The sequence below is a fragment of the Vibrio neptunius genome (assembly GCA_019339365.1).
Lineage (GTDB): Bacteria > Pseudomonadota > Gammaproteobacteria > Enterobacterales > Vibrionaceae > Vibrio > Vibrio neptunius.
In genome coordinates this window covers 1,744,076-1,768,383 of the sequence record CP079860.1, presented here as the reverse complement: position 1 = coordinate 1,768,383, position 24,308 = coordinate 1,744,076, and the positions used below count along the sequence as shown (strand labels likewise).

Sequence of the window (24,308 nt, the reverse complement as noted above, 5' to 3'; positions counted from 1 at the left end):
GTGTAAACCTACCTTGCCAATTAAATCTTATACATAACTATAGTGCAGTTGACGTAAACGTAAACTTTACTAAGCTGAGTATAGGCAAAAAATCCGACATGAAACAGGTTTAACGAGATATTAAGCCGCTCATTAGAATGAGTGAACTGTACATAAGACGATGAGTTATCCAATTGTAATCGTTGTGAAAAATGCTGTTAGCACCAAGGAGGAGATGTGAAAGTACTAGTAGCCATAAAGCGAGTGATTGATCCTTATGTGAAGGTGAGGGTGAAGAGTGATGGCAGTGGTGTGGAAACCAATAATGTCAAAATGTCGATGAATCCCTTTTGTGAAATTGCAGTGGAGGAGGCGGTGCGCTTGAAAGAGGCAGGCGTTGCTCAAGAAGTGATTGTGGCCTCTATTGGTGATGCTGCGAGTCAGGAGAATTTAAGAGGCGCACTCGCGTTAGGGGCAGACAGAGCGATTCACGTTGAAACGGATGTGTCACCTGAGCCTTTGGTTGTCGCCAAGTTGCTCAAATCGTTAATGGAACAAGAAAAACCGGGTATTGTTCTGGTTGGTAAACAGTCTATCGATACAGACAACAATCAGGTTGCACAAATGCTGGCTGCATTGACGGAACGACCACAAGGTACGTTTGCATCGCATGTGAAGGTGGAAGGTGATCAGGTAAGCGTGACACGAGAAGTTGACGGCGGTTTGGAAACGGTCAAGATGACCATGCCTGCGGTTATCAGTACCGATTTGCGTCTTAATGAACCACGTTATGCTTCACTGCCCAATATTATGAGAGCAAAGAAAAAAACCATTGGACGTTATCTCAGCAGCGGATCTGGGAATCGAGCTGAAACACAGCCATGAAATTATCGAAGTGATGGCACCTGCTGAGCGTTCATCAGGAGAAATGGTGTCCAGCGTGAGCGAACTGGTCGACAAGCTTAAGAATGAAGCCAAGGTATTGTGAGAGGAATGAATATGAATGCAAAAACGTTAGTCATCGTCGAGCACGATAACCAATCCTTAATAGCAGATACTTTGAAAACCTTGTCAGCGGCCGCTTCATTGAGCACTGAAGTGAGCGCGCTTGTGGTTGGGGGAGATTGCCAGTCAGTGGTTGAGCAGGTCGCTAAAGTTGGGCTGGTAAAAAGAGGTGCTGGTGGCGGATTCTGAAATCTATCAAAACCAGCTGGCTGAAAACTGCGCGTTGCTGGTACAACAGATTGCGGCCGATTTCACGCATGTTCTGGCTCCTGCGACCACGTTTGGCAAAAACCTGATGCCTAGAGTCGCAGCTTTGCTCGACGTTGGTCAGCTATCGGATGTGGTCTCGATAGAATCAGAGGACACCGTCATAAGACCTATTTACGCCGGTAATGCGCTGGCTAGAGTAAGATCATCAGATAGAATCAAAGTTATCACTATTCGCAGCTCTGCGTTTGACTTAGCAGACATAGATGACAGCTCATCAGCCATAATCAAACCGGTTGATATCAACATAGGCAATGCACTTTCTGAACTGGTCGACCGCCAAAAAACACAAAGTAGTCGCCCTGATTTGCCAGCGGCAAGAGTGGTTGTGTCTGGTGGGCGTGGGTTAGGTAGTAAAGAGAACTTTGTCATGGTCGAGCAACTTGCTGACAAGTTGGGTGGTGCCATCGGTGCGTCTCGTGCCGCTGTGGATGCGGGGTTTGTATCGAATGATCTTCAGGTTGGACAGACAGGTAAAATCGTTGCACCGGAGCTTTACATTGCTGTTGGGATTTCGGGAGCAATTCAACATTTGGCAGGGATGAAAGACTCTAAGGTAATTGTGGCTATCAATAGTGATCCAGAAGCGCCAATATTTCAGATTGCCGACTACGGTTTGGTTGGAGACTTGTTTGAAATTTTACCAGAGCTAACCAGTGCTATCTAAAACCCAAACAGAACGCCTGCTCATTGAGTGGGCGTTTTTATAAGTAAATAACCGATATCTCTCCTAAACTGTAGCTATTAGCTGCATAGTGGGAGAGGCTCTATGGGCATACACTTAGATATCACTACCTTGTCCATCATCTGTGTTTTGTTGTCTTTGTGCTATTGCATAGGGTTGTTATTGATTCAACAACTTCAGCCTACCGTTAGAGGGATCAGCACGATTGCCTCTGCGCTTCTGCTGCTCTCCATCAGTTTTCTTCTCTTGAGTTTTGGCAACCAAATTACTCACTGGGTTTCCAAGATACTCGCCAACTCCTTGATGGCTTTTAGTTACATCATTTTATTACTGGGCGTATGCCAGTTTAGGCGGTTCCCTCGGGTCATCGCGAATGTCGGCTTCTACAGTTTTCCGATATTGGTCATCGGACTGACCTATTTTACGTTTTTTATGCCGTCGACTAATGCGCGTGTCATTTTGATGACCATTTATGTTTCTAGTTTGTGTTTTATTGCGATATTTGCCAATCAAAAAGGTCATAGCACAGATATTACTCCCTCCAAATTTTTGCTCTCGTTTGGGCTAGCGACTCAGGGTAGCTACAATGTATTTCGCTTCACTTGGACGCTGTTTGAACAACGGATTGACGATTTCATGATTTCGGGTATTGCACATCAGTTGGCGTTTGTTAGCACATTGCTGATGATTGTTTTTGTCGGATTTTCAGTGACGTGGATGCTTACTGGGCGACTCGTCGCGACGATTTATGATACGTCGATCAAGGATGAGTTGACTCAGCTTTATAATCGTCGAGCGTTGGAAGAATTACTGCCAAAAGAGTTAGCCAGATCAAGCCGGCACAGGCAGCCGCTGTCTGTGTTACTGCTTGATATTGATCATTTTAAAAAAGTGAACGATACCTACGGTCACCAGGCAGGGGATCGTGTGTTACGCACAACGGGTAAGTTATTAATCCTGCAAACCCGAAAAGATGACTTAAGTTTTCGCTATGGCGGTGAGGAGTTCTTGGTACTCTTGCCTAATACTGATATTGATAACGCTATGATTGTTGCTGAGAAACTCCGAGAAGCAATAAAAAGAGCAAGGATGTTGCCGACGAACGTTGAGTCTTGTACGGCAAGCTTTGGTGTCACCGAGTTCAATGGGGATGATGATTGGAAAAGCGTCATAGAGCGCGCAGATCGGGCACTCTATAACGCTAAGGAAAATGGCCGTGACCGGGTTACGGCGAGAACTTAGTTCAACTTCTTCTCCAAGTGCTCGACCAGTCGCTTGGTAAAACGAGCGGCTTCGCCGCCTGTACAAGCTCTATGATCAAAGGTGACAGAGAGAGGCATGGCTTTCACTGCCACGGCTTCATTATTTCGCATCACCACTTTTTCAATGATACGTCCTGCACCGACAATAGCGACCTGAGGTGGGGAGACCACCGGCGTCGCGTAGATACCTGCAATCGCACCAAAGTTAGAGAGTGTAATCGTTGCGTGCTGTAATTGTTCACGTCCGATTTTACGGTCACGGATGCCAGTCACTGTCTCATTGAGCCAAGAGCGTATGTCTTCCGTTTTTACTTCGTTAGCGTTTCGTAAAACAGGCACATATAACCCATGACTGCTGTCGACAGCAATGCCTATGTTCACCGTACTATGCACACAGCGAGTCATAGTTTCAGCATCAAACCAAGCATTGAGTGCTGGCTCTTGTTCACATGCATATACAACGGCCTGGATGAGACGCCCAGAAATGTCTTCGCCTTTATTCCAGTTTTCCAACAGGGCTTCTTCTGTAATGGTGACAGAAGCGACGTTGTGATGCGATTCAGCCATGGTGCCAGCCATGGTTCGACGCGCACCTTTGAGCACTTCAGTTCCTGGTTGTTGCTTACCTGCCTCTTCATAAATGTCGGCGTCGGTGATCAGGCCACCATGACCACTACCTTCTACTTGAAGAAGGTTCACTCCCAACTTCTTGGCGAGCAAACGAGCTGAAGGCATAGCCGTGACGGGTGAACCTTCGCTAGTATTGTGTGAAGCGCCGATCCAAAAAATCATCAACATCGACTTGGTGAGTTTGACTTGATACGTTGCCCACGACCGTAGCAGCATCTTTTTGCTTTGATTCTGATTTTTGTGCAGTACCTTCTTGCTCGATTTCAAGTAAAAGGCTACCAATATTGATCACATCGCCTTCTTCGCCATGGCGACTGACTATCTTACCACTGTATGGTGCGGGCACTTCGACGACGGCTTTTGCGGTCTCAACGGTCAAAATGATCTGGTCAACTTCCACCATGTCACCGACATTGACGTGCCATTGCACTATTTCCGACTCTGCAAGTCCTTCACCAAGATCTGGCAGTAAAAATGATCTCATTTCCATCCCTCCACGAGTTCTTTTTGCTGCAATAACAATGTCTTCTTCCTGAATCATAAAATAGTCTTCATTTCGATAGTAAGGCATAACCGTGTCCATGCCTGTGACACGTTTCGGTGGCGCTTTGAGAGTACACATCGCATGTTCAGCTGCTCGAGCGATGATCTCTGCACCAACCCCGCAGGTTTTACTCGCTTCATGGACGACAAGTAAGCGACCTGTTTTGTCTAGGGATTTCAGAATAGTATCCATGTCGATAGGCTTGATGCTGGCTAAATCAATCACTTCAGCTTCAATACCCTGTTCAGAGAGAGCTTGTGCTGCTTGCAGTGACTCAACTACGCAAGCCCCCCACGTCACTAAAGTGACATCGCGTCCTTTGCGTAACGTAAAGCAGCTGTCCAGAGGAAGTGCCTCACCATTATCAATGACATTAGATTTCACTGTGCGATAAATACGTTTTGGTTCAAAAAACATGACTGGATCGTTACTGCGGATTGCGGCCAACAGCAGTCCGTAGGCACGTTGTGGAGAAGAAGGAATCACTACTCGAAAGCCAGGAATATGGGCAAAAAGAGCCTCGATACTCTCCGAGTGGTGTTCCGGTGCATGGATACCGCCACCAAACGGGGCTCGGAAAACGGCTGGACAGGTTAAACGCCCACGTGTCCGGTTGCGTATACGTGCAGCGTGACACATTAGATGTTCCATAGCTGGGAAAACAAACCCTTGGAATTGAAACTCCGCCACAGGACGTAGCCCCTGAGTGGCCATACCAACACTGACCCCGCCGATAAGCGCTTCTGCAAGAGGTGTGTCGATAACCCGCTTGAAACCGAATTTTTCTTTTAGGCCAACTGTAGCGCGAAAGACACCACCATTGTCACCGACATCCTCCCCCAGTAAAACGACCTTGGGATCCTTGCTCATTTCATGGTGCAAGGCGAGGTTTACTGCTTCAACTAGTGTAATCTCAGACATTTTTGCCTCCCTGCATTCGCATCGCTTTGTTGATCAGTTCGTCTCTTTGCTTGTTTAGCTCTGTGACTGGGGATTCATATAAGTAATCAAAAGCAGACTCAGGTGCTTGAGGCGGTAAGTTAAGATAACGTTCGACCGCTTTTTCGACTTCAGCTTTGGCTTGCAGGAGTAGGGCTTGCTCTTCTTCTTCAGACCAGTGTCCTTGATCAATAAGGTAGTTTTTTAGCCTAAGAATGGGTTCATATTGCCACGCCTGATTGAGCTCATCTTTGCTACGATAGCGGCTAGCGTCATCGGCGGTGGTATGGTCACTGAGTCGGTAGCTTACCGCTTCAATGAGGGTTGCCCCTTTGCCTTTTCTCGCTCGGTCTAGTGCTGTTGACACTGCATCGTACATGGCGATGACATCATTACCATCGACAGTGATGCCAGGGATTCCAGCTCCACTGGCTTTCTCGGAGAGAAAATCAGCCGCACACTGCAGTGATCGTGGTACGGAGATGGCCCACTGGTTGTTGTTGACGACAAACACAAGTGGGATGTTCCAGGTACCCGCGCAATTGACAGACTCAAGGAAATCTCCCTTGGAAGTTGCACCATCGCCACAAGTGACGAGCGCAGCATTGCGGTCGCCTTCAATTTTCAATGCTGCAGCGACGCCAACGGCGTGGGTGCATTGCGTCGCTATAGGAACGCAGAAAGGTAAGTCTCGGCATGTTAGATTGTTTTCATCTGGACAGAAATCGCTACCCCGCTCATCACCTCCCCCAATATTGAAGATTTTTTTTCCATACCTATACCGCGGACCCACATAGCAGGCATATCACGGTAATAAGGGATGAAGACGTCTTGTACACGAAGGGCGTGGCCTATGGCAATTCCAAACGCCTCTGCTCCTAAGTGTGAAGGGTAGGTTCCTAGCTTTCCTGTTCTTTGTAAGGCGACAGCTTTGTTGTCGTAGGTGCGTGCGACAACCATGTCGCAGTAGAACTTTTCAGTGTTTTAGCATCGGCCCACTCAGGAAGTGGTTTAACGACTTGACCATGATGATCGAGAAATCGATTCATGGGTAAGGCCTGAACGTTCATCTCAAGCTCCTTGTTGCTCTGCATTCTATGGCAGCAATTAATTAACATCCTCCGGGCAAACCTCTATTTATGACATTCTGAGTTTTCTGTTAATATGAAATACTATTCTGTAGAATTTGTCATAAATGATTTATCACACTGTTAAAGCTAAACAAACCAGTGATGAATGTCGGTTTTACCAGTTAATCTAAGTGTAACCAATTTGTTAAATTTCGCCTGATCTGAGCCATTTTTCAGGAGTAAACTATTTCTTACAAAGGTTAAAAAACAGATGAAAAGTGCTGGTTTTTCAATTGAAAATGACCAAACATGACAATATTCACTATCGAATTAAGGAATTTTACAAGAATATTATCTGGAATTTTTGCAAAAATTATCGAAATGACTTCTTTTTGATGCCAAAAGCAGAGTCAAAGTTGGCCGAGAGTGCGCAGTTTTGTTGTCCAAATTTATCTCTGTTCGAAGTGGATACCTGACAACTGATTGAATCAATTATCAATTATCAATTACTGTCTGTTCTAATCAGACTATGTGAAATGACAGGTCATACTGGATTTTTCTAACGCTAAACAGGGGAAATATTTAGATTATTCATATTTGTTTTCATTTGGTTAGTGAGCCGACCTTTTCAGGTTGCCGCCATGATTGCAAATTTTTTGTGATATAAATCGAAAGTTTATTTATTTATGATTACAATTACATCACTAAGTGCATATAAATCGTACGTCTGTTGGCAAAATTCTTCTGAATAAACAGAAGCGGAGAAGGACTCTCTGCGAAGAGGTTTGGTTATGAAGATTGCCACTAAAATAGTTTTGGCTTCAACCCTATTGTGCAGTATCGCTATTATCTCGACAGGAACTTTTGTTGGGTGGAAGGCATCTGATTTGTCGGAGCAAGCGCTCTATCAGCGCGCTACAAGTCAATTGACTTCCATTCGAGAAAACAAGAGAAGTGAGATAGAGAATTACTTTCAGCTTATTAGGGGACAGTTATTGACCACCGCTCATTCTATTGGTGTGAGAGATGCGATGATCGCGTTCAAAGATACGTTTGAGCGTTATCCCGTCGATTCGGTCAGCGCTACTGATCTGTCGACACTTTCGAATTATTACACCTCCAGTTTTGGAATGAATTATCGAACGGTTAACGGTGGTGACTCAGCGAATGCGTTACAAAAGCTCAATATGCTGTCTCCCAGAGCCAAGGCTCTACAGGCGCGTTATATTGGGGTTAACCCCAATCCACTTGGCGAGAAACACAAGATGATGGTTGATTCGCTAGGGACTGAATACGACCAAGTGCACAGCAAATATCATCCAAGCATCAAAGGATTTCTGGAAGAGTTTGGCTATTATGATATTTTTCTCGTCGACACAAATGGAAACGTCGTTTATTCGGTTTTCAAAGAACTGGATTATGCGACAAACTTGAACTCTGGTCCTTATGCAGGTAGTGGTATTGCTAACGCGTTTAAAAATGCGCTAGGTAAAAGTGCAACTCAGTACCATCTTGAAGATTTCGCCCCTTATTTCCCTTCCTATGAGGCTGCTGCTTCATTTATCTCCACACCGATAAAGATTGATAACCAAACCATTGGTGTTCTCATCTTTCAGATGCCTGTAGATGAGATAAATAGCATTATGACTTTTGGTGAAAACTGGCGTTATGCGGGATTGGGCAACTCTGGCGAAACCTATCTCGTTGGTCCAGATAACTTGCTACGCAGTGAATCCCGTTTTCTGCTTGAAGAACCCGAACTTTATTTTGAAGAGCTTAAAGCATTAGGTGTACCGCAAGGTGTTATGGAACAGATACAAGGCAAATCTTCAGCGATTGGTCGACAGAGCGTTAATACGGCAAGTGTAAAGCGGCGCTTCGCGGGCAAAGTGGTTCTGAGGTGATTCGGGATTACCGCGGTATAGAAGTGTTGTCAGCCTATTCACCTTTAGATGCTGCGGGCTTGCAATGGGCAATTGTGACAGAGATAGATAAAGCGGAAGCTTTCGCTGACCTTGACGCACTGGTCCAGACGAAGATTGTTACTGTGTTAACCAGTATTATTGTCGGCGTAATTGCTGCTGTCTGTGTTTCGTACTTTCTTGGCAACAGTATTGCAAAACCAATCCGTGTGGCAAGTGAGAAAATTCAACGAATAAGTAGAGAAAATGATCTGACCGAAAGGTTAACGGTCGAGGGCAAAGATGAAATGACAGATTTGTCTGTTTCGCTCAATTCTCTGTTTTCTCATTTGCAGGATATTATACGAAAATTCGCTGAAGCAACCGAGAATCTGAACCACAATACGCACAGTATGACCGGCAATATGAACAGTGCTCGTGATGCTGTCCAAGACCAGAACCGAAGAACTGAGTCTGTCGCTACCGCTGTTAATCAAATGAGTGCCTCTATCTCTGAAGTGGCTCAGTTTGCCAGCCGAGCTGCTGAGTTTGTGAAGAATGCCAATGATAAAGGCAGTGAGGGCGTCGGAGTAGGCCGTGATCTCGGCAACGAGATTTCTCGTCTCAATGAAGAGATGAAAACCGCTGTTGAGGCGATTGGGCGTTTGCACAACGAAAGTAACTCGATTGCGGAGGTTCTCGATGTGATTCAAGGAATTGCCGAGCAAACAAACCTATTGGCGCTCAATGCCGCTATTGAGGCGGCGCGTGCGGGTGAACAGGGACGTGGGTTTGCGGTTGTGGCAGATGAAGTTCGTTCTCTTGCTGGTCGAACTCAGTCATCAACGGAAGAAATTCGTGAAAAAATCGAAGCGTTACAGCGTGAAACCAATGAAGTTTCAAACAGTATTGAAAATGCCAATGGAACGGTGTTGCAAGGGGTGGATACGTGTGAGCAAAATGCAGGTATGCTTGAGCAGATAGTCACTATGCTTAATGACCTGAATGAGATGAACATACAAATCGCTGCTGCAACCGAGGAGCAAAAAGCGGTAACCGACGAAATCAGTGGCAGTATTACCTCAATTGCGGACGCATCTTCTGCTGTGTCTAGTCAGGTCAGTGATGTGGACCATGTGTTGCAAGGTTTATCTTCTCAAGCTGAGCAGCTCAATGAAGCAGTGTCACAATTCAAGTATTGATCATAGGCAATTGGCCGACTCACAGGACGTCGGCCTTTTATTTCTTAACTCGACGATGGCTACCGCTGCAGCGCCAGTCGATTAACTGTTTCCTACCACTTTGATAGTCGTTGAATTGTCTGACTCAATGAAATACTGTTGTGTGTTGACCATGAACGATTCCTAGCATGATGTTGCTTGAGTTTAATAATGAGCGCCATCATAGAGATTTTACTCAAAAGCACCTTTTGTATTGAAGAGCAATATCATAGACTTACTCTGTTTGAACGGGAGTAAAAAATGAAACTAGGTGAATTTATAGAGCAGTTGAACCACAATCCAACTGAGGTAGAGTTTGAGCAAACCATGGCTGCAATAGACGCGAATTATGAGTTTATCCCAACGGCATTCATCAATGGAGAAACAAACAATGCAGCTAACCAGAATAATGGTTCGTGCAAGATATTCGCGTTCGCTCAGTTGAATCTACTGTCTGAACAGGACACATTAGCGTGCTTTGGTCGTTTTTATCGTGAAGACGTGCTTCAGAACCCAGATGGAGAAGATCACGCCAATATCCGCAACTTTATTAAGTTTGGCTGGCAAGGTATTGAATTTGAATCAGAAGCACTTGTTGCTAAGTGATTAACTGAGGGGCGTTAGCGCTCCTTTTTATGTGGGTAAACGACAATGGACAACAAACAGCTTTCTGATTATCTAGACACCTTTATGAGCGTAGAGTCTAGTTATCCTTTTGGCCCTGAAGCGCGCGTCTATAAAGTGCGAGACAAAATGTTTGCTATTCTGTCGATGAGGGAAGGGCGTGAATACGTCACAGTGAAAGTAAAGCCCGCAGATGGTGAAGTTCTGACATCCCAATTCGCAGACATCACCCCTGGGTATCACACTAATAAAAAGCATTGGGTGACCGTGTATTATCCTGGTGACGCTGAAGATGGCTTGATTCAGGATCTTTGCGAACGTTCTTATGCGCTGATTGTCAGTAAATTGCCAAAGGCACAAAGAGTAATATTGGGCTTCGACTAGAGTTGAGTGACACCAAACGTTGCAGTTAGATCAATTAATCAACCATTTGATTTAAATATCAGCAATCAATCCGCAATTAGGTATTTTTATTTGACTCTCATTGCTCAATCCGTAAAGTGTGCATCGAACGCAGCGGTGGGTAACTAAAGCGTTAAAAGAAAAGGCGCGTTGGCAGAGTGGCTATGCAGCGGATTGCAAATCCGTGGACCTCGGTTCGACTCCGGGACGCGCCTCCATTCTTTTTTCTTCTATTCTTGTAACATTTCTAATCAATATCTCATTCTCTTGTTTAATCAACGCCTTAATTTTTTAAGGTAAAAATACATACTGCATAAAGGTTTAATCACGAGTTCATCATTGGCGATTGCTTTACTTTATTTTTCGCCCCTTTTACTCGAAGCCTACCTCGCAAAAACTTCGTTATCTACTGGACACAAAATAGGTAGTGTTTACTGACCTGTTGCCATTTCGATGTGAGTCGCTTTGGTAACTTTGCCGCGTGGTGTCCCATTATCAGCATGGTTTAGCAAGTTCTGAACACTTGATGTTATTTTTAGTGCGTTTTAAAAAACAAATATGACGGGCATCTTTTGTGCAAAATGATCGCCAATTGTACCGCGGAGTTTGGATTTTAACCGGTTGAATAAAAAAGACAAAATTTCTATTGACCTTAAATCTCAATCCGTTAAAGTACGCCTCGTTCTCACGGCGAAGTCCGATGAGAGATGGTGTTACCATCGCATGATTGCGTTGCCCTGGTGGTGGAATTGGTAGACACAAGGGATTTAAAATCCCTCGGCGTTCGCGCTGTGCCGGTTCAAGTCCGGCCCGGGGCACCATCTAAAAAATGAGGCGCGTTGGCAGAGTGGCTATGCAGCGGATTGCAAATCCGTGGACCTCGGTTCGACTCCGGGACGCGCCTCCATTCTCTACGAGAATACAGTAACCAGCTCTGGCTGGTTTTTTTGTATCTGCGTATCGAAAAATCATTTCAGATAGTGATTTTTTAATGATTGCCTCTATTCTCCTCAGTTTGAACAACCTCTTCCGTTTGGTATGCCGCTGCCAGAAAACTCAATTCTTAAACGTTTGACAGAATGAAGGTACTGATTGCTGTCTGCGTTATTGTGATCAAAGTTATTGAGAGCTACGTTCCAGCTCGTAAAGGGAGTTGGCTCAAAGTAGGCATAAGCGAATTTATTCGACAAAGCCCCGTCTGTGATGATACTGACCTGGTTGCTTAACGCATCATCGAGACGGTAGTAGAATGCTCTTGTTATTGGATTAGCACTAAACTTGAATTCCTCTTGTCCAAATCTATCGTAATAGTTGCCACCATTTGAAATCGTCAGATTGAACTGCTTCCCATAAGGAAGATTCTCACCCTCAAAGAAGACGCGGATCTTGTCGAGTCTGACTCGATCAAACGCACAAAACTGTGATTGTTCAAGTGGGATGTTGAAGTTAAACTCTCCCGTCTTAGCTAGAGCTTCAATTTGTTTCGTATCGTCAATGACAAAGTTATCGATGTTGAAGTCCTGTGGCGCAGGTTGGAAACGATTTAGTGCATTGACATACTCGTTTTCAATCGCCGCTAAATCAAATTGATAATCTAGATAGGACTTGCTCAGGCTGGGTTTGATATCGCTTTTTTTTCAGTGCCCAATATTCGTAGGCTGCAACGTAATTTGAAAGCGCTACATACATAGGACGTTTAAAGTGCAATGAAACGCGAGATAATTCCTGTTCTACTTTTTTCAGTGCGTCACTATCTTGGTTTGCATTTGCAATCAGATGATTCAGGCGCTCTTTCTGGTTAATGGTCACTTTGCGTGTTAACAGGAGATCGACCAGTTTCGCTTGCTCTTGTACTAGGTTTAGCTGAGAAGCATTGATTGCTTTTCCTAGTAAGACTTGCTTTTCTAACTCAAGTAGATATACGCGTGCCCCTCTAATGCCAAGAGAATCCGCGTATCGTAGATTGCTCCTAACCTCTGCGATCATAAGATCCCAAGCTAAGTTACTTTCACTCAAAGATGGCACCGCGAAATCGAAAGAATCCATTTTCTCTGAGATACGTTGCATCCTAATTGTCGACTTTACTTCGTTGGTCAAGGAAGCAATCCCGGCGACGGTTTTGGTTATATTGTCGATAATCCCTGTTACATTTTTAACGTTAGTTACCAGATTTTTCGCTTTATCAAGGGCTTCGGGAGTTTTAGCCAGCTGCTCCGTCACATCGTTAATCCCTGATAAGTTTCCCGTGAAGACACCGCTCACTGCACTACCAATTTCTGCGATTGCTTTGAATATCGCTAACGCCGCGTTAAGCTGCTGTTGAGTTTTCCATACCTCAACACCATACAGGTAGTTACTACGAGCACTGAGTGCTGTAAGCTCCTGAGTTTTATACTGACTTTCCACCTCAGAGACACTATCAATCAGCTTGGAGATATTCTGCTCTGACTGCTCGACAACAGCATTCTGAGATTGCAGGACGTCTTCGATATTGCCCAGAGCAAGCTGAGCGTTTTCAATTTTATCTTCGACCTGAGTATTTCGGCTTGTCACAATATCTCGCTTTTGTTCAAAAGCAATCATGGCATTGAGATACGCTCTGTATTTTTCCTGATACAGCGAGCGGTCAAGATAAGGTACGAAGTTATCCGACCGACTACTCAAATCGGTAAACTGTTTGAACGCAACAGTTTGCAAGTAGAGATCCGTCAGTAATGGGTCATCGGACACTGTCGCGCCTGCATTGCGCATGCTGCGTTCAACCCAGTTCAGTAAGGCTAGACTGGTCTGCGGCTGTTCGTCATATAGGCTGAGAGCCATGTCGAATGAACGGTTTACAATGTCAGAAAATTGCGATTTTGCTAGCTGAAAGTTGGCGGCAAGATCATCGGTTAGCTGTTGTTTGATGTAATGCTCGCCAGAGAGAATGATGGAAGTGCCCGTATTCTCGCTGGTTCCAATTGTGTCGGCAGTAACGCCTCCCTCTGGGGTGAAAGCGAGTACATTAAACGGCGTTTCCATTTCCTCTGCGATTACCGTAATGGAAGCCGCCGCGCCTTGTTGGCCAAGGACGAAAGTAGGGGTGCCATTACCAACAATCTTACGTGCAAAGATAACAATGCTCTGGTTGTTCATCACCAGGTTGAAGTTGTCGGTCACGTCGATTGTGTCAGCAAAAATAAAGAGTTGGGTTGGTTTAGTTTGATACAGGTTTTGCTGTGTTATCCATTGCTTAAGATTGATATACAGATCAGATGTTGAACGAGTGACTGAGTCTGTTTTTGAGTACGGGCTATCAAGCCACGCTGGGTATTGTGTGTTTGCAGGTAGGTTATTAATGTCGAGCCAATCTGAGGCCATAACCCCATTTGATATTGCTGTGGTCACAGCAAGTGTAAGGATTTTTTTCATTTTTATTTCCTTATGAGGTGCTACCCAATAAAGATTTTGGGTAGGCTTTCCCGCACCCAGCGCATAAGCGAGGGTGGGGAAGGGGTTTAGGGACTGAATCCCGTTATGGGTTTATACCGGAATAGGACTATTCGGCTTTTTGAATGTACGCGTTGTTAGCGAATGTTTTCGCTTTTTCGCTGATAGTGTTCCAGTTTTGTTCTGCAACTGCGGTGTTTGCCATTGCTCCAGCTGCGGCCAGAACCGCATTAGATTGCAGAATTTCAGCATTTGACTCCGCGGCTTCAAGCGCGACGATTAACGAATCGAAGTCGTTATTCATCTTCTGCCAGTGAAGCTTTAGCTTGTTCACATAAGGGATCGCATTTTCGATTTTGCTTGAAATGATCTTGATGCTTTCTGTTGAACGAGTGTAAGAGTTATAGACCTTTTGAGTGGTAGACAGCTGGGCCTCAAGTACCTTTGCTTCATCCTGAAGCTGGTTACGGAGTTTTCTTGCCTTCTCTGCTTTGTCACCATAAACACCCATGATAGGAATAGCGACAGCAGGGAACCAAGCGTAAGTCACGGCTGTTGCGGCAACAGTCACATAGTGAGAGTAATCTTTATTGAGTTGGTCGATACGATTGTTGAGGTCATTCACTCGTTGTTGTAGTTCGCTGCCATCATCTTCCAAATAACCACTGTGAGTGCTTTTTAATACATCTAATTGCAACTTCTGCTCTTCAATTTTGGTAGCGAACGTCAGCAAGTCTTCACTGGCTTTTTGCACCTTCTGTTGATTATTAACTGAGAAGTTTTTTAAAGCGTTTAAATACGCAATAGAAAGCTGGCGTGCTTGCTCAACTGCCTGAACATCTGCGGGTAGAGGAGAAAAAGACTTGTTGAGGATGACAGTCAGTTGATCGCTCAGAGGGTTAATCATGTACTTCTGAATATCGTTATAATTGGATAGAGACAAAGCTAAATCGACAATGTCTGGGTAAAGGTCCTGTTTCCAGTAAAACGCTTCTGCGTGGACTTTGCCGTATTGCTCCACCAGGGCTTTGAAGTTTGAAAACGGTACATCGTCAGCGATATCAAATGCTGATTTCATGCTCGCCTCTGTAATTGGCAATGACAAAGCACCTTCAACATAGGTTTGAATCTGGAACCACTCTTTTTGATTTAAAACGAACTCATCAGTCTCTAAATCGATAAAGGCACCATTCTCACCCAGAATGGTGTCATAACTGATCTGGCCGATTTGCTGTTCAGCAGAATTTGGAGACAGTGCCTGATAGGATGTAGAAGCGTGAACACCGGCCGTGATCAAGCTCAAGCAAAGTGTTGATAACAGAAGTGGCTGTTTTATTTTTTTCATTCTAATACCTTATTTTTATTTGTACTCAACCCTGACATTAAAAGCCTTTATAAGTAACTGAAGGGGAGAGTTTTATATTTCTAGCAAGCTGTGTTGTTTGAAAATATCAACCTTTAGTCGTTTGTTTAATTATCTCCTTTTATTTTTTGGATAAATCTATAGCAATGTAATTAATTAGAATGCGCTATAGATCACATTAAATGTAATTTTCTGAGCAATGTTTGTTCTCATTGATTTTAGTAATATATAAATTAGTAAACGTTAAATAAATGGCAGGCTTTGAAAATAAAGGTCTCGGTAGTTGCATTTGTTTATAAGAAAACCTTTAAGTGATAGAAATATTATTTTTTAATTTTTTTATTAGTCCATGAATTAAACAAGTGTTTTAAATAGTTGTATACCTGCATTTTAAATATGGTTATTAGAGTGGTTTCATTTAAATAAATCGCTTTTGCTTTTTAATAATCAAAGACTAAATTCCTATCAGAGGGGTAATTTTTGAGTAGAAAATTAACATCAGCATATTACATTATTATGAATTAACGCCCTCGCATTGGAACGTTAACCTTTTGAGATGTCTACGAAAGCGAGCCACAACGGCTATCAGTGGGTAACGTGAAAAAACAATGGTGCTGACCTGTCAACTTGAGTTTGAAGTTGGGCGAGTGAACCCAGTGAAAAAAAGTGGGCGACTGGTGTTTGTTTTTCATTTAATTATGCAGAGCAGGGGCTTGGCCTCTGCTTTATTTCGCGCTGACGCATTGGCATACGATCAATGGTTTGTTTAATGTTTTCCCAATCTGTTGCTTTGCCCCAACGCAACTTTTCTGAACCGTCTTTTCCAATCAATATTGCGGTATGTGTACCTGGTTCAACATCATAAACTCTAAACATACTGAGTAAGTTAAACTCGTTCTTGACCCAAGAGGGAATGGTAAACCCATCTTGAGTGACGACTAAAGTGATAACGTCTCGGTCGGAAAGTTCGCATTCATTGATTAGGGTCTCAAGTAAAAACTGCTTCACATGTTCGTCATTGGTCGGTGCGAAGTAAATGACGCTTCTATGAGCCCATTTGGGTGAGTAAGCGGGGTAACTCCACGCAAGCCCAATACTCTGAATAAGCAGTAAAATGAGAATCAAACAGCGCATAATTGGCCTCCGTGAAACAACAATTGAGCTTCTAAACCTCAATCACTTTCTACGTTAAGTGTAGGTGGTAAGCTCACCATTTACCTGAGTAATACGTAAGTAACTGATATGGAGAATCTTGACACTCGTGGTTTGAAATTGCGCTTGCGTAATGAAGGAGATGCAGATTTTATTCAGTCACTCTACAACACGGAAGGTTTCCTTCGCTTTGTGGGTGACAAACACATTAGAAGCCGTGGCGATGCTGTCGAACAGTTCCGTAACATGCGATTCGCCATTTGGTTCACGAGCGCAGAGCAGTACGCGAAAAGCCGGCTAGGGGGGCATCTAACCGGCATAAGAGGAAAAGAAGTGATTGATTTATTCACCAGCGATAGCTTGGTGTTTTGTCTTGATGCTAGCAACGAGCATAGTTAGGCAAGTTGTAAGCAGTATCGCGAACAGGTAGCCCATCAATCCATGATCACCAGACATGTACCAACCCGCAATGATTGGGCCGAAAACCGATCCCAAGCTATAGCTGAACAGCATGACTTGTGTTGCTGAAACAATGTATTGGGAGTCCAACTTATCGCAGCCTAGATTGATTGCGATGGGGTACAAAGCAAAAGCAGCAACGCCAAGCAGAAATAGACTAAGCGCTAAAACGCGAATGTTATCGTCCAGCATAATTAGGCTAATCGCCGCGCTACCAACTAGGCAGAAAAACGCCATCAATAAAGTGCGACCAAAGTACTTTGACATCCATGGTACAACTGGCTGAACGGCCATGCCACCAAGAATGATAAGAGCCATCAATCCGCCCAAGTCATCATGATCAATACCTTGCTGCGCGAGTTCCAATGGCATTAATCCGTAAATCGCGCCAAGAATCAGGCCAGAAACCATGCAGCCAACAATGGCAGCATGGCTTAATCTGGTGATCTGCTTAAACGAAAGATTGGTCGTATGCGCAGATTGTGGCTGATCGGTTTCTCCAAATAGCAATACCACGATAGCGAGAATCAGAAGAGTCAAGATAGCAATAAAAGGCACGCCACCGTTAACCCCCAATATCCCAATGCCTAATTGGCCAATCGCACTGCCACCGTACAATGCCGCCATATACAGGCCAAGACGTTTTGCTCTGGCCGCTTCGTCGCCATGCAGCAACCATGACTCGACAATAACGAATACGCCAGCGACAGAGATACCGGCCAAAAAGCGTGCACACATCCATGCCACTGAGTTGGTAAATACCGGCAACGCGAAAATGGTCGTGATGAAAACACTTAAACAAAGAACAAAAGCGCTCTTGTGACCTAATCGAGTGACTAACGGTTCAATCGCAATCGCACCCACTAAAAGACCGGCATAGAAAACACTGGCTAACCAACTGGCCAACGAGCTGTGTAGCCCGTATTCCGGTAGCATCAATGGGATCAAGCTCATTAAATAGCCTGATGCTACCGCATAAAGAGCCAGCGCGATAACAGGTACTGAGATGCGAGCTTTTGGTGCAGGAGCAAGAATGTTTTCCAACGTCGTAGCCTCTTGAGTTAGTGTATTAAATGGAACGTATTTCGGCGCGACTATGGAGCTATTTTGATATTGGGTAAAACGAATAATTTTAGTCGTGTCGATAAAAATCATTTTTCGATACGAGTTTTAGTTGTAGATAGAAAAAAGGCCGCTAGTCGTATCGACTGGCGGCCTTTTTTAAGCGGAAAGTTTTGTTTCTTTTACTTAGTTAAAGCGTCATTAAGCCACTGATCAAATTGTCCTTTAGGTAAGGCGCCATTGATAATATCGACTCTTTTGCCATCTTTGAACACCATGACAGTAGGAATGCTTCTAATTTGATACTTAGCTGCGAGGTTTTGCTGGCTTTCTGTATCTATTTTTACAAATCGAACGTTATTGGCTCGCTCTTTGGCGACGTCAGAAAATACAGGCGCGAAACCGACACATGGGTTACACCATGGTGCCCAAAAGTCGACGACAACCGGTTGGCTGCTGTTCAAAATAGCATCAAAGTTGAGTTCGGTTCCTTCAATCGGCGCACCGTCGAGTAAATCCGATTGGCATTTACCGCATTTCGGGCTTTCAGATACTCGTTCATTGGGAACACGATTTACGCCAGAGCAAGAAGGGCAGCGTGTGTTGAATGTAGACATGACTTTTCTCTTGTTTGTGTTTTTCTACGCAAGTGTGACGTCTATTTTAGCAATTAGATGACACCACAGATAATCGCTAGTTATACTCTGAAAATAGTATTTACCCAAGAGTTCTATCCGTCTTACTGAACAGATTGAATGAGACGCTAGCTCAAATAAGAATAAAAGGCTTCGAATGACAACATTCTACGCAGAAATAACAGGTTGGGGTAAATGCGTGCCGCCAACCACGCTCTCCAACGATGATTTAAGTACATTCCTTGACACTTCAGACGAGTGGATTCGTACGCGTACTGGTATTGAAAATCGTCGCATCAGCCACGTTAATACGTCTGATATGTCGACGGTAGCCGCCAAACATGCGCTAGCATGTGCTGGTCTTGAGGCGAATGATATTGATTTGCTTATCGTCGCGACCTGTTCTCCAGACTCTCTTATTCCTAACATTGCATCAAAGGTATCTCAGAACCTTGGTATGATTGGAACAACGGCGTTTGATCTCAATGCGGCGTGTACGGGTTTTATCTATAGCTTAGAGACGGCGACACGTATGATTCAGGCGGGTAACTATAATAATGCTCTGGTCATAGGTGCAGAGCGTCTGTCTTTCTATATCGATTGGACCATGCGTGATACTGCTGTGTTGTTTGGTGATGGTGCCGGCGCTGTCGTGCTAAGCAAAACCGATAAACCCGTTGGGTTGCAGCAAGCTCAATTAGGTTGTGATTCAAAGGGGCGAGACATTCTCTCTGTACCAAAATTTGGTACTTCAATGGACCGCTTTGCCGCAGATAGCGGCTATTGGGAATTCAACTTCGTAGGAAAAGAAATCTTTAAACGCGCGGTTAAAGGCATGGGCTCAGCAGCTCAAAACGTACTTGCGCGTAGCAAGCTATCTACCCAAGATGTCGACGTCGTGATCCCGCATCAGGCCAACATTCGCATCATTCAAACACTGTGTGATTTGTCTGGTATTAGTCAGGAAAAAGCGTTTGTGAACATCCACAAATATGGCAATACGTCTGCGGCTACGGTACCTCTGGCGTTATGTGAAGCCATGGAGGAAGGATTCGTTAAACCTGGCGATAACTTACTACTGGCCGCATTTGGTGCTGGACTGACGTGGGGAGCGGGCCATATCAAATGGGGTGACCGCGTAACGCCTTTGGGGCGCAGTGATGCCGCCTTGCCTGAATGTGACAAATCAGCGCTTGAGTTGCTTGATGAAGCGATCAAGTTCTGTAAAGAGCATGCGCCAAGTTAGTTAAATGCAATACCATTCTGGATAGCAGACGGTTCAGAATGGTATTATCCTGCCTTAAACGATAAGAATAAAGCAGGGCTTAAATGAAGTTTCTTCACACCTCTGACTGGCACCTCGGGCGCCAATTCCATAGTGTTTCTCTTCTGGACGATCAAAAAGCTGTGTTGGCTCAATTGATCGAATACCTACAATTTAATGCTGTTGACGCTCTGGTGATTGCCGGTGATATCTATGACCGCTCGGTTCCACCAACGGCTGCGATTGAATTGATGAACGAATTTGTCCGTCAGGTGTGCAACGAACTTGAGCTACCCGTCATTCTAATACCCGGTAATCATGATGGCGCCCAGCGATTAGGTTTTGGTTCCTCACAAATGAAAGGGGCAGGTTTACACATTATCTCGAATTTTGCAGAGATGGTGGAACCTGTTGTCTTGAGTACGGACGAAGGCGAAGTGGCGTTTTATGGCATGCCTTACAACGACCCTGAATTAGTTCGCCACCACTTTGGCCAGCCCGTATCAACGCACGATGACGCTCATCGACTGCTGATTGAAGAGATTAAATCTCAGTTCAAACCCGGTCAAAAGAATGTCTTGATCAGCCACTGCTTTGTTGATGGCGCGATCGAGTCAGACTCCGAACGTCCTTTATCAATTGGCGGCTCAGACAGAGTCAGCCATGAACATTTTGTCGACTTTGACTATGTGGCTCTAGGCCATCTGCACCAGCCGCAAAAAAAGGGTGAAGACTACATTCGTTACTCGGGCTCATTGATGAAATACAGCTTTTCGGAACAGCACCAGAAAAAAGGAATGACGCTGGTTGAGCTCAATAAACAAGGCTTTGTTTCAGCCACTCACATTGATCTCACTGCCCCTCACCAAATGCGAATCATCGAAGGGGAATTAGACCAAGTGATCGCCAGTGGCAAAACGGATCCGAATCATCACGATTATTTGTTGGTCCGGTTGTTAGATAAACACGCCATTCTCAATCCGATGGAAAAGCTTCGCGCGGTTTACCCCAATGTGCTGCATATCGAAAAGCCAGGCATGTTAGTGGGTGTTGAACAAGAAATGGCTCAGGCAAAGCTTGCTCGTAGTGAAGTGGATATGTTCAAAGATTTTTTTCTAGAAGCGCAAAATAGTGAGCTCACCGAAGCTCAAAATCAGGCGATAATCGACATTATCAAACACTTGGCAAAGCAGTAAGGGCAAGCGATGAAACCATTATCACTAACAATGCAGGCATTTGGCCCTTTTGCTAACACTGAAACCATCGACTTTACATTGCTTGGTTCCAATCCGCTGTTTTTGATTAACGGCCCAACAGGTTCAGGTAAGACGTCCATTTTAGATGCCATCTGTTTTGCTTTGTACGGTCAAACAACAGGTAATGAAAGAGAAGGAACGCAGATGCGCTGCGATATGGCGGCGCTTGAGTTACCGACCGAAGTGGTGTTCGAGTTCGCACTTAAGGATAAGCGCTATAGAGTCACGAGATCACCCGATCAATTGGCACCTAAAGCTCGAGGCGAAGGTACGACAACACGCAAACATACCGCCTCTTTGTATGAGATTACCAATGATCAGAAACTTATCACCAGCAAGACAGCGCAGGTGAAGGTTGAGGTTGCAGAACTGATTGGTCTGAATGAAACTCAGTTTCGTCAGGTGATGGTCTTACCACAGGGTAAGTTTCGTGAACTCTTACTAGCAAGCTCCAAAGATCGAGAAGCGATCTTCGGTCAATTGTTCCAGACGGACATCTACAAGAAAATCGAGTTTGCACTTAAGGACAAAGCGAGTGCGATCAGCAAATCAAAAGATGAGTTTGATAACCAGATCCGCGGTGCGCTGCAAGTGGCTGAGGCCAGCACAGAACAAGAGTTAAACGAGCAACTTGACGTTGTCGCTAAGCGGCTGGAAGAGGTGAGTTTAAGTGAGAAGGTTGCCCTTGAAAAGTTAAATAAAAGCAAAGAGGCACAACAGAAAGCTCACCAATTACAAGGTGAATTTGACAAGCTGCAAAGCGCAGATAAAGCGCTGTTAGAGCATAGCGAGAAACGCGATAGCAACGCGCAAATTCAACAAAAATTGGCGATCGCTCAGCAAGCTTCCAAGCTAGACGTGCCTTATACCAACTGGACTTCACTTTCAAAGCAGGTCCATGACCTGAATGAAAAAGACAGCTCTCTTGAGAAAGCGTTGCAACTTTCGAATGTTGCGATAAAAGAGCACCAACAGCAGTTAGATACGTTGACGCTGCAAGCCCAATCAATTCCGACATTGACAGATAAGCTTTACCAGTTGGAAGGCATCAAAACTAAGTTACACGAAAAGTTGGAGTTGGATAAAAGCCTCAAGGATTCTGCCACCAAGAAACAAGAATACAATGCGACCTTAATCAAATATCAGGCGCATAAAGAAAAGCTATTGCAAGAAGCATCTAAAGCTCAGCAAGAACTCGATAATGCCAAGCTAGCCATTGCAGGTAAAGCGACGGTAGAGTCAGAACTTGCGCGATTACAGCGTCTTACTGACGATCTCAAGAAACTAAAGCTGTTGTCCAAGGAACTGGTTACTTTAGAGCAAGGTCTGCAGCCCATTCAAGCTGGTGTACAACAGTTGAAGGTCGATTGGCAAGCCCATAGCAAGCAAGCGGATGACTATGAAATGCGCTGGCATAATGCTCAGGCAGCGGTTCTGGCTCGTAAGCTCCAACAAGGTCTGCCTTGCCCGGTGTGTGGCAGTGCTGAGCACCCAACACCTGCTTCTTTTGATGGCCAAGAAGTGACTAAAGAGCAAGTGGAGTTTTATCGTAACCAAGAGCGTCAGTCCCTGAACTCTCTCAATGAGCAAGCTCGCCTTGTTGAACAACAGAACGTGCTGATCTCTCGTCAAAAAACTCAAATTCAAGCGTTTCAGGAAGAGCTGGGGGAGCATGGAGACCTTTCTTTAGAACTTGTGCAGAACCAGCACTCTGAGTGGAAGGCTAAGTTAGCGGTATTGGCATCCATTAACCTTGAGCAGATGGAGTTGGAGGTGGCAACGCTCAACCAACGCTGTGAAAAAGGTGACAATGAAATTCATCGCCTGAGAGAGGAGATGTCTGCCCATGACGCTACAACTCAGGCGCTCCAACAGCGTTTCGAGGCACTAATACAGTCTATTGGCGAGCAATATCAATCAGTGGAATCTGTCGACGATGAGTATAAGCAAACCAAAGCCTCAATTGATACGTTACAAACGCGCCTAGAGCAAGCCAATGAGCAGCAAAAACGACTGGTCAAACACCATGCCGAGCTTGAAGGACAAAGACAGAGCAACACACAGCTTTTAGCGCAAGCAAAGCGCGACTTAGATAAAGCGGAAACGCAATGGCATGTCTTGATTGAAAAAGCACAGTTTTCTGATGAGCAAGACTACCTCCGCAGCAAAGCGACCGATGAACAATTAGAGCGTTGGAAAGCAGCGGTGGAAGCTTATGCGCAAACCGAAGTCAAATTAAACCAGACGTTAGCAGACTTAAAACACACGCTCAAAGATCAGCAACTTCCTGATTTAGTTGAACTGGGCAAACTTGTTGAACTTAGCAGCCAAGAGTATGTTGAAGCGAGAAATGCGCTAGATACTACTCGCTCGAAGTTTGAACGATTTGAGAAAGTTCGTCGTGATATTGCCTTACTGCACGAAAAGAACGCTGAATTAGAAGCTGAGTATAGGGTGTATGGAACCCTGTATGACGTCGCCAGTGGTAAAACGGGGAGTCGGATAAGCTTGCATCGCTTCGTTCTTGGCGTATTGCTGGACGATGTTCTTATCCAAGCGTCCCAGAGGCTCAGTTTGATGAGCAAGGGGCGTTACATTCTTGCGCGCAAAACCGAAGGCTTCAAGGGAGTGGCAGGGCGTGGATTGGACCTAATGGTAGAAGACAGCTACACCGGCAAGAATCGAGATGTTGCCACCTTATCCGGGGGCGAGTCTTTTATGGCCGCTCTGTCTTTAGCACTTGGCTTATCGGATGTCGTTCAATCATACAGTGGTGGCATTCGGTTGGATACCTTGTTTATTGATGAAGGGTTTGGCAGCTTGGACCCAGAGTCGCTGGATTTAGCCATTCAAACGCTGATCGAATTGCAACAAACAGGGCGCATGATTGGTTTGATATCTCATGTTAGTGAACTTAAAGAGCAAATGCCGTTAAGAATAGATGTTGAAGCCTCTCGTTTAGGTAGCAATATTCAACTGGTTGGTATGCATGCATAGAACAGACTAGAATTTACATAGTTCACTATGTTGCGTATGCTCAATCTATAGCAGTGGTGTATGTTAAGAACATCGAATTGAGCACAGTTGTAAGGTCACACTTTTGTACCTAGCAGAACTTTTCATTTAACGGGAGCTTAAGGTGCTTTTAACAGTGCTCTAG

Annotated in this window: 10 protein-coding genes, 3 tRNA genes and 8 pseudogenes; 13 read left to right on the top strand and 8 right to left on the bottom strand. The window is 44.7% G+C overall.

The features are described from left to right. Nucleotides 1-216: 216 nt before the first annotated feature. The 3 genes and pseudogenes from KW548_24750 to KW548_24740 all read left to right on the top strand — a co-directional run bounded on the left by KW548_24750 (nt 217) and on the right by KW548_24740 (nt 3,178). A pseudogene (locus KW548_24750) lies at nt 217-967 on the top strand (electron transfer flavoprotein subunit beta/FixA family protein). A gap of 11 nt (nt 968-978) precedes the next feature. Next, nucleotides 979-1,918 (top strand): annotated as a pseudogene (locus tag KW548_24745) (FAD-binding protein). A 102-nt stretch (nt 1,919-2,020) separates the two neighbouring features. Further along, nucleotides 2,021-3,178 (top strand): GGDEF domain-containing protein, encoded by a 1,158-nt coding sequence (locus KW548_24740; protein ID QXX08763.1) that lies wholly within the window; start codon nt 2,021-2,023, stop codon nt 3,176-3,178. Here the strand turns inward: KW548_24740 and KW548_24735 are convergent. The 3 pseudogenes from KW548_24735 to pdhA all read right to left on the bottom strand — a co-directional run bounded on the left by KW548_24735 (nt 3,175) and on the right by pdhA (nt 6,381). Then, nucleotides 3,175-4,312: pseudogene (locus KW548_24735) on the bottom strand (2-oxo acid dehydrogenase subunit E2). The gene KW548_24740 and the pseudogene KW548_24735 overlap by 4 nt on opposite strands. Before the next feature lie 21 nt (nt 4,313-4,333). Then, nucleotides 4,334-5,293: pseudogene (locus KW548_24730) on the bottom strand (alpha-ketoacid dehydrogenase subunit beta). Next, nucleotides 5,286-6,381 (bottom strand): annotated as a pseudogene (pdhA, locus tag KW548_24725) (pyruvate dehydrogenase (acetyl-transferring) E1 component subunit alpha). The pseudogenes KW548_24730 and pdhA overlap by 8 nt, the downstream one beginning before the upstream one ends. A gap of 791 nt (nt 6,382-7,172) precedes the next feature. Here pdhA and KW548_24720 point away from each other — a divergent pair. From KW548_24720 to KW548_24695, 6 genes and pseudogenes are all read left to right on the top strand, one after another. After that, nucleotides 7,173-9,484, top strand: a pseudogene (locus KW548_24720) (methyl-accepting chemotaxis protein). Between the two features lie 279 nt (nt 9,485-9,763). Then, entirely contained in the window at nt 9,764-10,108 is a 345-nt protein-coding gene (locus KW548_24715; protein QXX08762.1) for a HopJ type III effector protein, read from the top strand. 45 nt (nt 10,109-10,153) lie between these two features. Continuing rightward, nucleotides 10,154-10,510, top strand: coding sequence for an MmcQ/YjbR family DNA-binding protein (locus KW548_24710; GenBank protein ID QXX08761.1), 357 nt, complete (start codon nt 10,154-10,156; stop codon nt 10,508-10,510). A 162-nt stretch (nt 10,511-10,672) separates the two neighbouring features. Continuing rightward, nucleotides 10,673-10,746: transfer RNA gene (locus KW548_24705), tRNA-Cys, on the top strand. A gap of 516 nt (nt 10,747-11,262) precedes the next feature. Next, nucleotides 11,263-11,349 (top strand) — tRNA-Leu (locus tag KW548_24700). A gap of 12 nt (nt 11,350-11,361) precedes the next feature. Further along, a tRNA-Cys gene (locus KW548_24695) sits at nt 11,362-11,435 on the top strand. A 103-nt stretch (nt 11,436-11,538) separates the two neighbouring features. Here the strand turns inward: KW548_24695 and KW548_24690 are convergent. The 3 genes and pseudogenes from KW548_24690 to KW548_24680 form a co-directional block, all read right to left on the bottom strand. After that, nucleotides 11,539-13,939: pseudogene (locus KW548_24690) on the bottom strand (hypothetical protein). 127 nt (nt 13,940-14,066) lie between these two features. Then, a complete protein-coding gene (locus KW548_24685) occupies nt 14,067-15,302 on the bottom strand; it encodes an alpha-xenorhabdolysin family binary toxin subunit A (protein ID QXX08760.1) in 1,236 nt (411 codons plus the stop codon). Nucleotides 15,303-16,016: 714 nt separating this feature from the next. Next, nucleotides 16,017-16,454 carry a DUF4174 domain-containing protein gene (locus KW548_24680; protein QXX08759.1) on the bottom strand — a complete coding sequence of 146 codons (438 nt, stop codon included), beginning with the start codon at nt 16,452-16,454 and terminating at the stop codon, nt 16,017-16,019. Nucleotides 16,455-16,562: 108 nt separating this feature from the next. Here KW548_24680 and KW548_24675 point away from each other — a divergent pair. Further along, nucleotides 16,563-16,718: pseudogene (locus KW548_24675) on the top strand (N-acetyltransferase). Between the two features lie 96 nt (nt 16,719-16,814). Here the strand turns inward: KW548_24675 and KW548_24670 are convergent. Next, nucleotides 16,815-17,975 carry an MFS transporter gene (locus tag KW548_24670; protein ID QXX09525.1) on the bottom strand — a complete coding sequence of 387 codons (1,161 nt, stop codon included), beginning with the start codon at nt 17,973-17,975 and terminating at the stop codon, nt 16,815-16,817. Between the two features lie 200 nt (nt 17,976-18,175). After that, a complete protein-coding gene (trxC, locus tag KW548_24665; protein ID QXX08758.1) occupies nt 18,176-18,610 on the bottom strand; it encodes a thioredoxin TrxC in 435 nt (144 codons plus the stop codon). A 175-nt stretch (nt 18,611-18,785) separates the two neighbouring features. Here trxC and KW548_24660 point away from each other — a divergent pair, with 175 nt between their 5' ends. The 3 genes from KW548_24660 to KW548_24650 all read left to right on the top strand — a co-directional run bounded on the left by KW548_24660 (nt 18,786) and on the right by KW548_24650 (nt 24,145). Then, nucleotides 18,786-19,874, top strand: a complete 1,089-nt coding sequence (locus KW548_24660) for a ketoacyl-ACP synthase III (protein QXX08757.1) — start codon at nt 18,786-18,788, stop codon at nt 19,872-19,874. An 83-nt stretch (nt 19,875-19,957) separates the two neighbouring features. Then, on the top strand, nt 19,958-21,088 hold the full coding sequence (locus KW548_24655) for an exonuclease SbcCD subunit D (protein ID QXX08756.1): 1,131 nt from the start codon (nt 19,958-19,960) through the stop codon (nt 21,086-21,088). A gap of 9 nt (nt 21,089-21,097) precedes the next feature. After that, nucleotides 21,098-24,145 (top strand): SMC family ATPase, encoded by a 3,048-nt coding sequence (locus KW548_24650; protein ID QXX08755.1) that lies wholly within the window; start codon nt 21,098-21,100, stop codon nt 24,143-24,145. Nucleotides 24,146-24,308 lie beyond the last annotated feature (163 nt).